The 13271-nt window shown below is 57.0% G+C and carries 15 protein-coding genes and 1 riboswitch; of the genes, 7 read left to right on the top strand and 8 right to left on the bottom strand.

Annotated elements, in window-relative coordinates; translation table 11 throughout:
* Positions 1-71: 71 nt before the first annotated feature.
* The 3 genes from GOV88_RS15325 to GOV88_RS15315 form a co-directional block, all read right to left on the bottom strand.
* Positions 72-731 carry a hypothetical protein gene (locus GOV88_RS15325; protein WP_171240975.1) on the bottom strand — a complete coding sequence of 220 codons (660 nt, stop codon included), beginning with the start codon at positions 729-731 and terminating at the stop codon, positions 72-74.
* 3 nt (positions 732-734) lie between these two features.
* The gene (locus GOV88_RS15320) at positions 735-2135 is read right to left on the bottom strand and encodes a selenium-binding protein SBP56-related protein (protein WP_171123830.1); all 1401 of its coding nucleotides are present in this window, start codon (positions 2133-2135) and stop codon (positions 735-737) included.
* A gap of 211 nt (positions 2136-2346) precedes the next feature.
* Positions 2347-3384 (bottom strand): AbrB family transcriptional regulator, encoded by a 1038-nt coding sequence (locus GOV88_RS15315; protein WP_171241011.1) that lies wholly within the window; start codon positions 3382-3384, stop codon positions 2347-2349.
* A 110-nt stretch (positions 3385-3494) separates the two neighbouring features.
* Between GOV88_RS15315 and GOV88_RS15310 the strand changes: the two genes are divergently transcribed.
* Positions 3495-4175 carry a GntR family transcriptional regulator gene (locus GOV88_RS15310; RefSeq protein WP_171240974.1) on the top strand — a complete coding sequence of 227 codons (681 nt, stop codon included), beginning with the start codon at positions 3495-3497 and terminating at the stop codon, positions 4173-4175.
* Positions 4176-4197: 22 nt separating this feature from the next.
* Here the strand turns inward: GOV88_RS15310 and GOV88_RS15305 are convergent, their stop codons facing one another.
* The 5 genes from GOV88_RS15305 to GOV88_RS15285 form a co-directional block, all read right to left on the bottom strand.
* Positions 4198-5046: a 1-acyl-sn-glycerol-3-phosphate acyltransferase gene (locus tag GOV88_RS15305; RefSeq protein ID WP_171240973.1), complete on the bottom strand. Its 849-nt coding sequence runs from the start codon at positions 5044-5046 to the stop codon at positions 4198-4200.
* Between the two features lie 204 nt (positions 5047-5250).
* The gene (locus GOV88_RS15300) at positions 5251-5508 is read right to left on the bottom strand and encodes a DUF6525 family protein (protein WP_171211237.1); all 258 of its coding nucleotides are present in this window, start codon (positions 5506-5508) and stop codon (positions 5251-5253) included.
* Positions 5508-6143: a DUF1826 domain-containing protein gene (locus GOV88_RS15295; RefSeq protein WP_171240972.1), complete on the bottom strand. Its 636-nt coding sequence runs from the start codon at positions 6141-6143 to the stop codon at positions 5508-5510. The genes GOV88_RS15300 and GOV88_RS15295 overlap by 1 nt, the downstream gene beginning before the upstream one ends.
* Entirely contained in the window at positions 6140-7354 is a 1215-nt protein-coding gene (locus tag GOV88_RS15290; RefSeq protein ID WP_171240971.1) for a GTP-binding protein, read from the bottom strand. The genes GOV88_RS15295 and GOV88_RS15290 overlap by 4 nt, the downstream gene beginning before the upstream one ends.
* A gap of 303 nt (positions 7355-7657) precedes the next feature.
* On the bottom strand, positions 7658-8665 hold the full coding sequence (locus GOV88_RS15285) for a zinc ABC transporter substrate-binding protein (protein ID WP_171240970.1): 1008 nt from the start codon (positions 8663-8665) through the stop codon (positions 7658-7660).
* Between the two features lie 56 nt (positions 8666-8721).
* Between GOV88_RS15285 and GOV88_RS15280 the strand changes: the two genes are divergently transcribed.
* The 6 genes from GOV88_RS15280 to GOV88_RS15255 all read left to right on the top strand — a co-directional run bounded on the left by GOV88_RS15280 (position 8722) and on the right by GOV88_RS15255 (position 13271).
* Entirely contained in the window at positions 8722-9234 is a 513-nt protein-coding gene (locus GOV88_RS15280) for a Fur family transcriptional regulator (protein WP_171123816.1), read from the top strand.
* A gap of 2 nt (positions 9235-9236) precedes the next feature.
* On the top strand, positions 9237-9968 hold the full coding sequence (locus GOV88_RS15275; protein ID WP_171126275.1) for a metal ABC transporter ATP-binding protein: 732 nt from the start codon (positions 9237-9239) through the stop codon (positions 9966-9968).
* The gene (locus tag GOV88_RS15270) at positions 9968-10765 is read left to right on the top strand and encodes an iron chelate uptake ABC transporter family permease subunit (protein ID WP_171240969.1); all 798 of its coding nucleotides are present in this window, start codon (positions 9968-9970) and stop codon (positions 10763-10765) included. The genes GOV88_RS15275 and GOV88_RS15270 overlap by 1 nt, the downstream gene beginning before the upstream one ends.
* A 94-nt stretch (positions 10766-10859) precedes the next feature.
* Positions 10860-11066, top strand: a riboswitch (cobalamin riboswitch).
* 100 nt (positions 11067-11166) lie between these two features.
* Entirely contained in the window at positions 11167-11523 is a 357-nt protein-coding gene (locus tag GOV88_RS15265; protein ID WP_171240968.1) for a DUF1636 family protein, read from the top strand.
* Positions 11520-12311: an ABC transporter ATP-binding protein gene (locus GOV88_RS15260; protein WP_171123809.1), complete on the top strand. Its 792-nt coding sequence runs from the start codon at positions 11520-11522 to the stop codon at positions 12309-12311. Before GOV88_RS15265 ends, GOV88_RS15260 begins: the two co-directional genes overlap by 4 nt.
* Positions 12312-12323: 12 nt before the next feature.
* Positions 12324-13271 carry an ABC transporter substrate-binding protein gene (locus GOV88_RS15255; RefSeq protein ID WP_171240967.1) on the top strand — a complete coding sequence of 316 codons (948 nt, stop codon included), beginning with the start codon at positions 12324-12326 and terminating at the stop codon, positions 13269-13271.

Raw genomic sequence — 13271 nt, 5'->3', positions numbered from 1 at the left:
CAAGGCATTCGCTCATCTCCGCAGCGAACCATACCAAGTTCCGATCGCTGAGCTGCCAAAGGTTGGGCAGCTTAGTGGGTGAATATCAGCGACAATGTCCCCACTAGGATCAGGCTTAGTGCCCAAACCAGATCCAGATTGAACCAGCTTTTCGACAGAAACCTGAGGCCTAGCCAATGATAGACGCCAAAGGCAAGCAGGCCGCCGGAAATAGTCATGGCTAAGGTGTGGGCAAGGGCAACAGCAACCGCAATTCCGGCATTTCCGGTCATCAGGTCAGACGCGGCTGCGTGACCTGCATTAGTGGCAACTGTTCGGCAGATTCCCAGATAGATCGGAACCAGCATCAGGCCTGCTCCATGCGCCATCGCAGCCAGAAATGACCACAGCACAAGCCTTGTCGGAGGCACGCGCGCAAGGAAGCGCGGGTGGCGGCGATTGAAAAGCAGGTAAAGGCCCAGGCCAATCACAAGGCACGACGCGGCAATCTGGATTTCTCGCTGCCACTCGGCCAGAAACAGCAATGCGGTAAAGGGAAACAGTATCGCGGCCATCGCCAGAAGATGCCCGGTTGCCAAGGCGAGCAGCGCCTTGAGCAGACTGTTGCCGCTTTTGTCCATCAGTGCCGCAGACACCGCCAAGGGCCAACCCATACCGGGGTTGACCCCGTGATATATGCCCGAAGCGACAACAGCCCACCAAAGGGCTGCTGCCGTATCTAATCCGTCCACGTGTCAGACAGACGGGTAGCAGAAACTGTCGGTTGAACAATCGCCGCCCTCTAGGCGGATCTGGTGGCTGCGATACCCCTTTGGAAAAGTAACATAGAAGTCTTTGTCCAGCTCCAAACCGCCATTTTCGCCGACATTGGCCATCACCATCTGGCCGCCCTCGTCATCGGGGTAGAACTGGTCGTCCCATGTCGAATACAACGAATTGGTCCAGTAGACCCGCTTGCCGTCACGACTGATTTCGACCATCTGTGGACCATAGGCAAAAGCCTTGCCGTTGGGGTGTTTCGTCCCACGCGCAATCCCGCCCAGCTCGACCTTGCCAGTCAGTTTGGGTTTCATTGGGTCGGATACATCATATTGGTGCATTTCACCCTGACCCCAACATGCGACGTAAAGGTACTTGTCATCCAGGCTCAGGTCGATGTCGGTTACCAATGGCGGCACGGCCTCGAACCCCTGCAACAGGGGTGGAAGGTTTTCGGCCTTTTCTGGCCGGGGGTCGATCGTGATCGTTTTCTTCGCCTCGAACGTGCCATCGTCCTTCTGCCACCACGTGAAAATCGAACCCTGCAGGTTGGTCGTATCCACAACGACCCCGCAGAACCCATAATCTTTTGCCGGATCATGCGCAGGCCGGATTTCCAGCGCCATCTGGTGGTTTTCGCCAAGGTCGATGGTCTGGACGTTGCGGCGTTCGCGCAGGTTCCAGAAGTGAATTTTGTGACCGTATTTGTTGGACAGTAAATCCTCGGCCACGATCCCGTTTTCGAATTGTGGGGGCAGGCCCCATTCCGAGCTCACCATGTAATCGCGCGGAAGGTTCCACCAGAAGTCGTAGTGCTTGGTTTGCTCACCCCGGTCCATTTCGTATCGGCCGAGGATTTCGAAGCTTTCACAATCCATGATGAAAATGCCGGGTGGTCCGTCTGTGCCGTCTTTGCCACCACCCCCAAGCGTCGAGACATAGATACCTTCGGGGCCGCAATGGATTGTATGCGGGCGCGAGTATCCTGTCTTGGCAAACACCTCTTCGGGTTCGATGATCTTGTGGATTTTCGCCTTGAGCGGCTCTTTAACGTCGATCACGTAGATGCGTGAGGATCGAATGCCGGGAATGATCAGGTACCTGCGCTCAAGGAAGGCGTGCCCGGTCAGGGGGGACAGCGCAGACGAGCAAGCGTTCCACCCGAAATGATGAAACTCATCACCTTTGTTGGGCATAATGAGTTTGTGAACAATCTTGCTGTAGGTTTTGGAATTCGGATCAACGTCGATAACTGCTAACCCATCCGGTTTCGAACCGTCAGGGCTGAGCATCAATGTAAAGGCCAGCGTTTCCGCCGGAGCCTCCATCGCAAGTTTAGGGGTTGCGTGAAAAGTGGGATCAGGTCTTAGGTTCATATCTGGCTCCTCCCAAAGCGCGGGCGCATGGCCAAAATTGGTTGGCCTATTAGCGCCCAATCCAGAGAATGCCACATAAACGAGATTCGTTAAATCTGTGGCGGCGGCCAATGCCCGACCCCGTTAATTGGCTTGTTGTTTAAGCCTGAAAATCTCGGCACCCGGCAGACCCACTGAACCAAGTGCTGACCCAAGGCGAAACGACTACAAATCAGGGGTGGTCCTTCGGTTTGGACAGTCGCAGGATTAGGTTTGCGGCAATCGGTGCGCCAATGATGACCAGCACAATTCGCGTCAGGTGGTGCGTGATGACAAACCCCAGATCCGCGCCTGATACAATCGCCAGCACCGTCATTTCCGCCTGCCCGCCGGGTGCGAAAGCAAGGAATGCTTCGACCGGACGCCCCAGGCCCAAAGTGGTAACGATGGCTGTGAACCCTGCCGCCAAGACCGCAAGCACTACGACATAGGCGAAACCGGCGGCGACAACGCGCTGAAGCTCTCGCCAAGTGACGCCAACGAATTTCACCCCGATGGTGCAGCCGATAAAGAACTGCGCCGCCAAGATAGCCTCGCGTGGGGGGCGCGAGTGTATGAAATCACCCAACGACAACGCGGCTGTCAAAATCATGGGGCCCAGAATGGACGCGCCGAACAACCCAATCCTCTCACCCCCTTTCCAGCCTACAACCGCGGCCAGAACCATTAGCAGAACCTCGTGAATGGGTAGCTCGCTGGCGGGTTGCCCAATGGGGTTTGTCAGGTCCGCATCGTAGAAAACTGCCAGGAAAATAGGGGCCAACGTCACGATGATCAGAACGCGCGTACCGTGGATCAGGGACAAGGTACGCGGGTTGGCCCCGGCTTCGGTGCCGAAAATGATCATGTCCTGAAGGCCGCCGGGCATGGCGGCATAGAATGCGGTTGTGGTGTCAAACCCCCATAGCTTGCGAAAGAACGGCACACCAATCAGGGCGATCAGGAGGATGAACAACGGGATCAGCATGATCGAGGCCGCCATTTTGGGCAGTTCGGCAAACAGGCTGGGGGTGATCGACGCGCCGACTGCAACACCCAGAATTGTCCGCGCCGCAACCGAAACTTGTCCGAAGCCTTCCATCGGCGCATGGGCCAGAGCAGCCATCAGGCAAGCTGTCATCGGGCCGAACAAAAACGGCAGCGGCAGCCCTAATGCCCAAAAGACCCCTGTGCCCAGAACCGCAAGGCCAGCGGTCACGGACCGCTTCATCAGCAGAGAATGAAAAATGTCTTGATTGGCCAACTCTCGTGTTCCATCGGCATTGACTCGTTTTGTATCCATATGTATACAATTGGACGCAACATGCAAGTATAGGCGTTATGAGCATTCAGGACGATCAGATTAAGCCCGGACCGCAGGGCAGCTCCGCTTATCAACCCCTGCTGGATGAAATTCGTGAAGGGGCTTTGCTGCCGGGGGATCGTCTGCGCGAGATAGAGCTGTCGGAACGGCTGGGCGTCAGCCGCACCCCTGTGCGGGAAGCGATCCGACAGCTAGAGGCGGATGGGCTGGTTACGCATGTTCCGCGTCTGGGCGCGACGGTCCGCAGCCTCGACTATGCCGAAGTGATGGAGCTGTATGAGATGCGCGCAGTGCTTGAAGGGACTGCGGCGCGACTTGCTGCGCGCGCTGCCTCTGACATTGAGTTGGATGAGCTGGACGTTCTCAATGACCGGCTGGCCGAGGCAGGCACAGGGCCGGATGCCGTGCGGATCAACAAGATTTTCCACGCCACGTTGTTGGATGCGGCAAAGAACAGATTTCTGACGAAATCCACATTGTCCTTGCAGAAGGCGTTGTTGATTCTGGGACCCTCACAGCTTTTGGACAGTGAACGGGCCGCGTCAGCCGTGGCGGAACACCGGCGCATAATGGTCGCGTTGAAAGCGCGCGACGGTGCTGCGGCAGAATCTGAAATGCGCGCTCATATCCAGGCGGCGCAACGAATGCGCATCCGCGCGCTGCAGGAGCGCGACCGGGCAAAGGACCAGGATTTATAAGGCCGGGAAAAGCTAAGCGCCACTATTGGTCATAGAGGTCGGGAACCAACCCTTCGGACAGTCTTTTCAGAATGTCGGGTGCGGTGCCTGCTTGCTGAACCGGGCCGTAATAGACATCAAATGAGCCGCCAAGCTTAGCAATCAGCTCTGACACGTATCGCAGAGACGCGACTTTGCGCCCAAACTCGTCGTTGCCCCCACTCAGGACCCCAGCCAGACGGCGCGTCCGGTAGTAGTGCCGAGAGTTGCGCATGTTTGCCGATGCGGGAACGATTGGCGCCTCGGCCTCTGCTGAAACACGGGTTACCCCGGTCCTCCAGGGAGGTTCGACCAGACGGTCACCTTTCAAATACGGAACCCGGCCAGAGCCGAACACGAGCAGGGCGCCGTCTTTCTTAAGGTGTTGCAACATTCCGGCACGGGTCTGTCGGGCCGTCAAAACCCTGTCCTTTTGATCCAGATCCACCGGGACGATCAGATCGCGGCCCAAAAACCTTTCAGCTTCGCGCCCGGCGACAACCTTCAGGTCCGCGCGATGGTCCTGCAATGCCCCCGCATGGGCAAGAAAATCGAAGGTCCCGATCGGATGGGTCGAGGCGATGACGACCGGGCCTTGGGTCGGAATATTCTCAAGCCCGTGCGCGCGTATCGTGGTTCCGTGGTTCATCTGCAAAACCGCGCGCACCAACTCTGGCCCGGTGCGTTCACCAAGCTCCGACAATATCTCTTCGGTTTCTTTCAGGGCAAAGAAAGCCTGACCAGTCGTGGTGCGGTTGATCCAGTCAACGCCCTCCATCAGGTACCGCAAGACCCTTAACCTAAAGTCTGCTCCAACTGGAATGCGCAGACGGGCGCGCAGTAAGTCATCCACCGGATTATCATTATTGTCGTTGCCCAAGGCGCGCCCAAATCATTGTAGTGTCGTGATCACGACGCTTACACGTATTCGGTTCAACTGCACAACCTTGCGACAGTCTACAGGCTGTTTAACTCCGGACACCGTGAGATTATGGGGGCTGGTTTGACGGGCGAGGAAGTTGCCCTTTCAGATCGTTTTCGGTGAGGTCCAAACATATCATGCTAATGCTGCGCCTTTGCTATCTTTGGCAAGTTGCAAGGCTTCAAGGCGGCCCAGTTCCTCTAGGGCACGGCCATGATCACCTGTATGGGCCAGCGCTTTCTGATAGGCACGAAGGACTGATCGTGGACGCCAAGGCAACGCGGCCTGAGATACCCACGCACGCAAGACCGGAGGCAGGCGGTCAAACTCGCGCATCGGATTTTCGGCGCGGCGTCGCTTTCTGAGTTTCGTCTGGCCAAGATTTCGCGGCATCAGACGTCTTCTTCGATGTCAAAAATGGGATCGAGCACCAGAACAAGGCGGGTCTCACCTGTTCCCGCAATTGGTGGCGAGCGATGCAGTAACCCTGACGGAGGGTTCTGTGGCCAAAGCGTGCCACGCATAACTATGGGGGCACCGGTTGCCACGGTAAACACGCGGTCTGGGTCAAGGCCATCCCTTGAAACACCGTATTGCGTGCCTGTCCCGCGATAGGTGCAGATCAGGCGCGCGTATAAGGCATCTATGTGGAATTTCCTGCAGGCATTGGTGTTGATCGCGTCTAGGCGAAGTCGAAGATAGGGTGCGCGCATCATCTCGGCAAACCGCGTGGCGAGGTCTGAGATGTCATCCTCTAACCAAGTGCGTTCTGCACCTTCGTCCATCCCCGCCATGTTGCACAAGTGACTCAGGGCGTCCGGAACGGCCTGAGGGCGTAGGACTAGCCGCGCTTTGGGCAGATGCGATGGGTCCAGGGTGTTGATCCATGCCTGAAATTCCGGCGCAAGTTGACGGCGCCAGATAGTCGCCGCGCACCCCGGCATTTCGATTTTGGCCAATCCGTCCGGCTTATCCGATACGCCCACTCCGACGGCTGCGCCGTTCAGGTCGGTGCGATGATAGGTCATGCGGCATCCTCCACTCGGTGCCACAGCGGAAACGGGTCAGGCAAGTCAGATGGAAGGGCATCCGGCCCGGGTGCAGCGGCCTGAGATAGCAGGCAGGATTCAAGACGGGATTTGAGGGATGGCCAGTCGATACCTGCACCGATAAACACAATCGCTTGCCGCCGATCACCCCAAGGCTCGACCCAGTGTTGTTTGATGTAGTCAAGCACTGACGGGTGATCAGGCCATCTGGTATCGGGCACGGACGCCCACCAAGTTCCGATTGGCTTCACGCTGGACAGAGCGCCAGCAAGGGAAAACTCAGCCACCCACTCGGGACGGGTTGCAATCCAGAAATGACCTTTCGCCCGGATCACACCGGGCAAATTGCCATTCAGCAGCACCAGGATTTTCTGGGGCTCAAAGGGTTGTCTGGCGCGAAAAACATAGGACGAAACGCCATACTCTTCGGTTTCCGGCACGTGGTCGGCAAACCCATAAAGCTCCTTGACCCACATGGGGTGCTGATGCGCCTTTTCGAAATCGAAAAGGCCAGTGTCCAGAATGGCAACACTGGAAACCTCGGATTGGTTCGTTTCGATGATTTTTGCATCCGCATTGAGGCTACGGATGATCTTGCGCGCTGCATCGGTGCGTTCGGGCCCGGCATCAGCAACCTTGTTCAGGATGACAACGTCGGCAAATTCGATCTGGTCGGTCAGTAGATGCACCAGAGTGCGATCGTCCTCGTCGCCAAGGGTCTCGCCACGGTGGTGAAGGAAGTCGTGGCTGGAGTAGTCGTTAAGCAGATTCACCGCGTCAACCACGGTGACCATCGTGTCAAGGCGGGCCACGTCAGACAGGCTTTTGCCGTCTTCATCGCGAAAATCAAAAGTCGCCGCGACGGGCAGGGGTTCTGAGATACCAGTGGATTCAATCAGGAGATAATCAAACCGACCTTCCGCAGCCAGTCGCCGGACCTCGGCCAGAAGATCATCGCGCAGGGTGCAGCAGATACAGCCATTTGACATTTCAACCAGAGTTTCATCGGTCCGGCTGAGTTCCGTTTCGGCCCGGATCAAATCGGCGTCGATGTTCACTTCGGACATGTCATTAACGATGGCGGCGACACGCCGGCCTTCACGATTATTGAGAACCCGGTTCAGCAGGGTTGTTTTGCCGGCTCCAAGAAAACCGGACAGGACAGTAACGGGAAGGCGGGTATCAGTCATAGCTTAAAAACACTTCTTCTTTCGTGGTGGGTATGGGGCGACGGGTTCGCAACATGTTGGCGTGGGGTGGGAGGTCGTAATTTAGATAATGAAATGTAATAACATAACGATATGAAAATGTAAACCACAAGCGCCTCGTGGATGTTTGCGGATTGGGGCTAGGGCCGTAGGTCTTTCGTTCGGTTTTAGGGCGAATTTGAAAACGTCAGCGGATCGCGATCACTCGGAACTTGGGCAAACACTCACTTGCGATGCCGCTGACGTTCAGCCCGGCCGAATTTTGAACTTCGGCCGGGCAGGGGATCAAAGGCAATCGGCCAGTGTTTGCGCCATGTTGCGAATGACTTGGGAGTAAAGCGCCGCTCCGGGCTCAAGATCAGAGCCGAGCGGGTCGATCACTGCGGTATTGGCGTCGGCACCATCCATCACAACCTCGACGATCCCAGGATTGAACTGCGGTTCGGCCAGAACGCATTTCACGCCTTCGTCCTTGATGCGCGCCTGAATTTCAGCAATGCGGGCCGGGCTTGGGTCGGATGCATCACCAATCGAAATGGCGCCAGAGGCGGGAAAATCAAACGCATTTTCAAAATACTGGTAGGCATCGTGGAAGACGACAAAGCTGCCTCCTCGGACCGGCTCGAGCGTTTCGGCGATCTCAGCAGACAGGGCCGCCATTTCTTCGCGCGCCGCCGCAGAATTTGCGAAATACGTACCGGCGTTGTCCGGATCAGCCGCAGATAGTTGAGCGGCGATCACATTCAGCCACGTATTTGCGTTCTCTGGCGACAACCAGGCGTGCGGGTCATGGTCCCCATGCGCGTGACCATCGTGGTCGTCATGCCCCTCGTGGTCATGATCATCATGGGCATGTTCATCGTCATGACCTTTGGCTTCAGCATGGTCGTCATGGCCGTCATGTTTGGCGTGATCGTCATGATCGTGGGCTTCAAACAGGGCGTTCTCACGGAAATTCAGAAGAATAGTTCCATCCGTTTCCAACAGGGTCGTGACGGTTGCGCTGTCAGCAAGGGTCTCGACGGCCCCTTCCATCCACGGTGTCAGGTCTTCACCCATCCAAAAAACCAAGTTGGCGTCTTGCAGCGCAGCAGCTTCTGAGGGGCGCAGATTGTATTCGTGCGGCGAGGCACCCTGTGAGATGATCAGGTCGGGCGTTCCGACACCTTCCATAACCCGTGCCACAAGCGAGTGAACTGGCGCGATGTCGACCGCGACATTGGGTACATCCGCCAAGGCCGTTCCGCCCATGAATGCAGCGGTGATAGATAGTGGGAGAAGCTTTCTGGACATCAGACCCTCTGTGTGATTTTATAACATTGCGAGCGACATACATGATATGGAATAACATGACAAGTGATACGCAACCCGAAATAACCGGAGATACGGCCCCGGTTGGGTTCCAAAAGCATGACCACAAGACTTGCGTTGCGGCCGGGCTGTCCGCAGCGGAAAACCGGTGCAAGGAAGAAGGACTGCGTCTGACGCCAGTCCGTCGCAGGGTTCTGGAAATGCTGTTGCAAGAGCATCGCGCGCTGGGCGCGTACGCGATACTCGACCGATTGCGCGAGGAAGGCTTTGGGTCACAGCCTCCGGTGGCCTATCGTGCGCTCGACTTTCTTGCTCAGAATGGGTTCGTGCATAAGATTGAGCGACTGAACGCCTTTGTTGCCTGTTCTCACCCGGGGGCCTCTCATTCGCCGGCCTTCATGATCTGCCGAAAATGCGACGCCGTGGCCGAGGCGCAATCCACTCCGGCCAAAGGTGTTTTGGGGGCTGCAGCACGCGCGGCGGGTTTCGAAATTGAACGAACGGTTGTAGAAGCCGAAGGGCTTTGCCCCGACTGCACCGAAAAGGCGTAGAAATGACCCTGATCACCGTTGAAAAACTCAGCGTAAGGTACGGTGCGAACACCGTTCTGCAAAATGTGGATATGGCGATTGAGGCAGGTGAGATCGTCACCATCGTTGGCCCGAACGGATCGGGCAAAACCAGTCTGCTTAGGGCCATCATCGGTGCGACAAATCCCTCTGCTGGCCATGTTTCCCGGAAGCCTGGGCTGAAAATCGGCTATGTGCCGCAAAAACTGCATGTTGACCCGACATTGCCGATCTCGGTTGCAAGGTTCATGCGTCTGACGCACCGTGTTTCAAAAGATGACTGCGCTGCGGCGCTGGCGGCGGCAGGTGTGCCGGATCTTTTGAAGCGCCAGATGTCCCAACTGTCCGGGGGCCAGTTTCAGCGCGTATTGCTGGCGCGGGCTTTGATCAATCGTCCCGACATCCTTTTGCTGGACGAAGCCACGCAAGGTCTAGACCAGCGAGGCTCGGCCAGTTTTTACCAGCAGATCGAGGCGGTGAGACAGGAAACCGGTTGCGCCATCCTGATGATCAGCCACGAGCTGCACGTTGTGATGAGTGCTTCGGACAGGGTGATCTGCCTCAATGGTCATGTCTGCTGCGAGGGGTCGCCTGCCGTGGTTGCTTCGGCACCAGAATACCGCGCCCTGTTTGGAACAGGCACCGGTGGCGCGCTTGCCCTGTATCGCCACGAACATGATCACAACCACGACCACTCTCACGAAGCGGCAGAATAATGCTTGATGATTTTATGACGCGGGCAACGCTCGCCGGTATTGGCGTGGCAATTGCAGCCGCCCCCCTTGGGTGTTTTGTGGTCTGGCGGCGTATGGCTTACTTTGGCGATGCCACCGCTCATGCTGCGATCCTGGGTGTTGCGCTGTCGCTGGCTTTCCAGATGTCGGTCTTTCTGGGCGCATTGGTTGTCGCGCTTATCATGGCGTTGGCCGTCACATTGCTGTCCGGTCGCGGTTATGCCATGGATACCCTTCTTGGAGTTATGGCGCATTCGTCGCTTGCCTTTGGCCTTGTCGCGGTGTCGTTTTTGTCGGGCATTCGCATCGACCTGATGGCCTATCTTTTTGGTGACATACTGTCAGTTTCGCGCACCGATCTTGTCGTGATCTGGGGCGGGGCCGCGCTGGTCGTCGCGTTGATCGTATGGCGATGGTCGCAACTGCTGACCGCTACGCTGAACGAAGAATTGGCCTACGCCACCGGGTTCGACCCCAAGCGCGAGCAGTTGATCCTGACTTTGTCACTGGCGGTTACGGTTGCTGTCGCGATCAAAGTTGTAGGCGTGTTGCTCATTGCCGCGATGCTGATCATTCCGGCGGCGGCCGCGCGCAGCCTGGCGCGATCTCCGGAAACGATGGCATTGATTGCCGCGGCAATCGGGGCTTTCGCGGCCGTGGCAGGACTGCGCTCAGCTTATGTGTTTGACACACCGGCGGGTCCCTCAATCGTCTGCGTGGCCGCGGTTTTGTTTGCCGGTTTCAGCCTCACGGGATGGCGGTCGCGAAGCGGGGTGTAGGACAATTATACTTTGGATTGGTCAATGGGGTTTTGCGTCTGCCAAAAATTGATTGGCTACCACAATATTGTCGTTGACCTGACATGTGATCTCGGGCACTCGTTCGGATGATGGTTCCCGATGGTGCGCCCAAGGGATGAAAAGGGAATACGGTGAGGCCGCCATTTTGCGCCAAGTCCGTGACTGCCCCCGCAACTGTAAGCGGTGAGCGACGCCAACAACCCACTGGCCCAAGTGCCGGGAAGGATGGCCGAGCATCGACCCGCAAGTCAGGAGACCTGCCATCAAATGTTAACCAACTCGGGGCGGGGCGTCCTGAAAGGAGGCTTTGATGGCACGAGCACATCGTGTTTACATTTCCGACACTGTCTGCCCGCGCTTTGAAGCTGGCGGAGGAACCCATGCCGTCAGCGCCTGACCATTTTCTTCTCATCTGCAAAACGTGCCAGGGAGAGGCCCACGCGCAGGGCTTGTCCGACGCGCTGTTCGATCGTTTGCCAAATGGTTTTTCCATCCGCATGGTCGATTGCATGGCTGGATGCGCGCGGCCTGTGACTGTTGGATTTCAGGCAGTCGATAAAGCACAGTACCTTTTTGGTGACATTCTTGATACGCAGGATATCCAGGCACTGACTGAGTTTGCCCACCAATACCAAAACAGCGCAGATGGCTGGACCAATGCGACCGAGCGTCCGGAAAAACTGTTCACAAAGACACTGTCCCGCATGCCCCAAATTCAAAAAGGGCTGTGTCCATGACCAACCCAGCTATTTTGGTTGCGCGTGATCTGACCCATCAGGTTCTTAGTGGCGATATACTGCTGCAGGGGGTCTCATTCACATTATGCGAAGGCGCAATCCTTGCAATTGCCGGGCCCAACGGGGCAGGCAAGACGACGCTTTTGAATCTGTTATGCGGCGCGCACGAGGTGAATCAGGGTGATGTTCTGGTCAACGGACGCAGCCTGAAACAGATGTCCGCACGGGATCGGGCGCGGACGATCGCCGTGGTCAGTCAGCAGGAGTTCCCGGATGGCAGGTTGCTGTTGCGGGATTATGTGGCGCTGGGCCAGATTCCGATCCGTGCAGACCGCTCTGCCGAGGAACACGCCGCGGATCTGGTCAGAATCCTGAGCCTCACCGGGCTTAGTGCTTTGGCCGAAAAAAAGATGGCCGTTCTGTCCGGGGGGGAACGCCAGCGCGCGCATATCGCCCGTGCTTTGGCCCAGAATCCTACGCTTTTGTTTCTGGACGAACCCACCAACCATCTGGATCCAGACACGAAGGGGCGGATGCTGTCGCTGGTCGCTGAACTGGGAATCACTGTGGTGATGATCCTGCATGATCTGGTGATGATCCCAGAATTTGCCACTCATGTGGCATTGATGAAAGATACACGGCTGACTGGTTTTGGGCTGGTCGCCGATGTGCTGACCCCGGACAGGGTTAGTGACACGTTTGGCGTCGATTACCTGTGCTTTCACCACGAAGGGCGCGTGATCCCGGCGCTGGATATCCGAAAAACCTCGATAACAACTTATGAATAGGAATATTTCTGAATGAAACAGATCTTGTCTGTGGCGTTGACCACCGTTTTGGCAGGTGGTGCCGTCGCGCACGAAGTCACGGTTGATAATTGCGGTGCGCCGCTGGTGTTCGACACCCAGCCCGAGCGTCTGGTTGTGCATGATATGAACATGACCGACATGGCCTTTGCGTTGGGTCTGCAGGACAAGATCGTGGGTCTGACCGGCATCACCGGCTGGTACAAGACCAGCCCCGAGTTTGACACGCTGCGCGGTGACATCCCCGAGCTTGCGCCGAAATACCCAACTGTTGAGAACCTTGTGGCGGTAGAGCCTGACCTGTTCTTCGCGGGTTGGTACTATGGGATGAAGCCGGGGGGCGACGTGACGCCCGACACGCTGGAACCCTTTGGCATCAAGACAATGATCCTAACGGAAAGCTGTGTGCATCTGGACAAGGAGCGTCCCGAGGCCAGCATGGACCTGTTGTTTGATGATGTGCTTCGTCTGGGCGAGGTCATGCATGTTGAAGACAAGGCCGAGGCTCTGGTTTCCGGCTGGAAAGAGGAACTGGCAGCGATCCAGGCGCAGACTGCGGACCTGCCAAAACCCCGTGTTTTCCTGCTGGATGGACCAGCCGACGCGCCCTTTACCGCAGGTAAATTCGCCATCCCTGACGCGATGATCGCTGCAGCTGGTGGTGCGAATGTCACTCATGACATGGACACAAGCTGGGGCCGCACCTCGTGGGAAGCTGTGGCAGCTTCGAACCCCGAATTTCTTGTGCTGCTGGATTATCAGACCGGCAACGGCGCGGAGGACACGTTCAAGTTTCTGCAGGAACACCCCGTGATGTCGCAGACCGACGCGGTAAGGAACGAGCGCTGGATTGGCCTACGTTACGAAGAACTGACCCCCGGACCCGCAAATATCGCGGCGATTTCGAAAATGGCCGACGCGATGCACCCGGGCCTGAACTAA

It is taken from the genome of Ruegeria sp. HKCCA5491 (assembly GCF_013034565.1).
Classification (GTDB): Bacteria; Pseudomonadota; Alphaproteobacteria; order Rhodobacterales; family Rhodobacteraceae; genus Ruegeria.
The sequence above is the reverse complement of the archived record's forward strand: the minus strand, read 5'-3'. Positions and strand labels throughout refer to the sequence as shown.

What these genes read in the sequence shown, in the direction of transcription:
- GOV88_RS15320 (WP_171123830.1), bottom strand. Translation starts at nt 2,135, where the DNA reads ATGAACCTAAGACCTGATCCCACTTTTCACGCAACCCCTAAACTTGCG.
- GOV88_RS15315 (WP_171241011.1), bottom strand. Translation starts at nt 3,384, where the DNA reads ATGAAGCGGTCCGTGACCGCTGGCCTTGCGGTTCTGGGCACAGGGGTC.
- GOV88_RS15310 (WP_171240974.1), top strand. Translation starts at nt 3,495, where the DNA reads ATGAGCATTCAGGACGATCAGATTAAGCCCGGACCGCAGGGCAGCTCC.
- GOV88_RS15300 (WP_171211237.1), bottom strand. Translation starts at nt 5,508, where the DNA reads ATGCCGCGAAATCTTGGCCAGACGAAACTCAGAAAGCGACGCCGCGCC.
- GOV88_RS15295 (WP_171240972.1), bottom strand. Translation starts at nt 6,143, where the DNA reads ATGACCTATCATCGCACCGACCTGAACGGCGCAGCCGTCGGAGTGGGC.
- GOV88_RS15290 (WP_171240971.1), bottom strand. Translation starts at nt 7,354, where the DNA reads ATGACTGATACCCGCCTTCCCGTTACTGTCCTGTCCGGTTTTCTTGGA.
- GOV88_RS15285 (WP_171240970.1), bottom strand. Translation starts at nt 8,665, where the DNA reads ATGTCCAGAAAGCTTCTCCCACTATCTATCACCGCTGCATTCATGGGC.
- GOV88_RS15280 (WP_171123816.1), top strand. Translation starts at nt 8,722, where the DNA reads ATGACAAGTGATACGCAACCCGAAATAACCGGAGATACGGCCCCGGTT.
- GOV88_RS15275 (WP_171126275.1), top strand. Translation starts at nt 9,237, where the DNA reads ATGACCCTGATCACCGTTGAAAAACTCAGCGTAAGGTACGGTGCGAAC.
- GOV88_RS15270 (WP_171240969.1), top strand. Translation starts at nt 9,968, where the DNA reads ATGCTTGATGATTTTATGACGCGGGCAACGCTCGCCGGTATTGGCGTG.
- GOV88_RS15265 (WP_171240968.1), top strand. Translation starts at nt 11,167, where the DNA reads ATGCCGTCAGCGCCTGACCATTTTCTTCTCATCTGCAAAACGTGCCAG.
- GOV88_RS15260 (WP_171123809.1), top strand. Translation starts at nt 11,520, where the DNA reads ATGACCAACCCAGCTATTTTGGTTGCGCGTGATCTGACCCATCAGGTT.
- GOV88_RS15255 (WP_171240967.1), top strand. Translation starts at nt 12,324, where the DNA reads ATGAAACAGATCTTGTCTGTGGCGTTGACCACCGTTTTGGCAGGTGGT.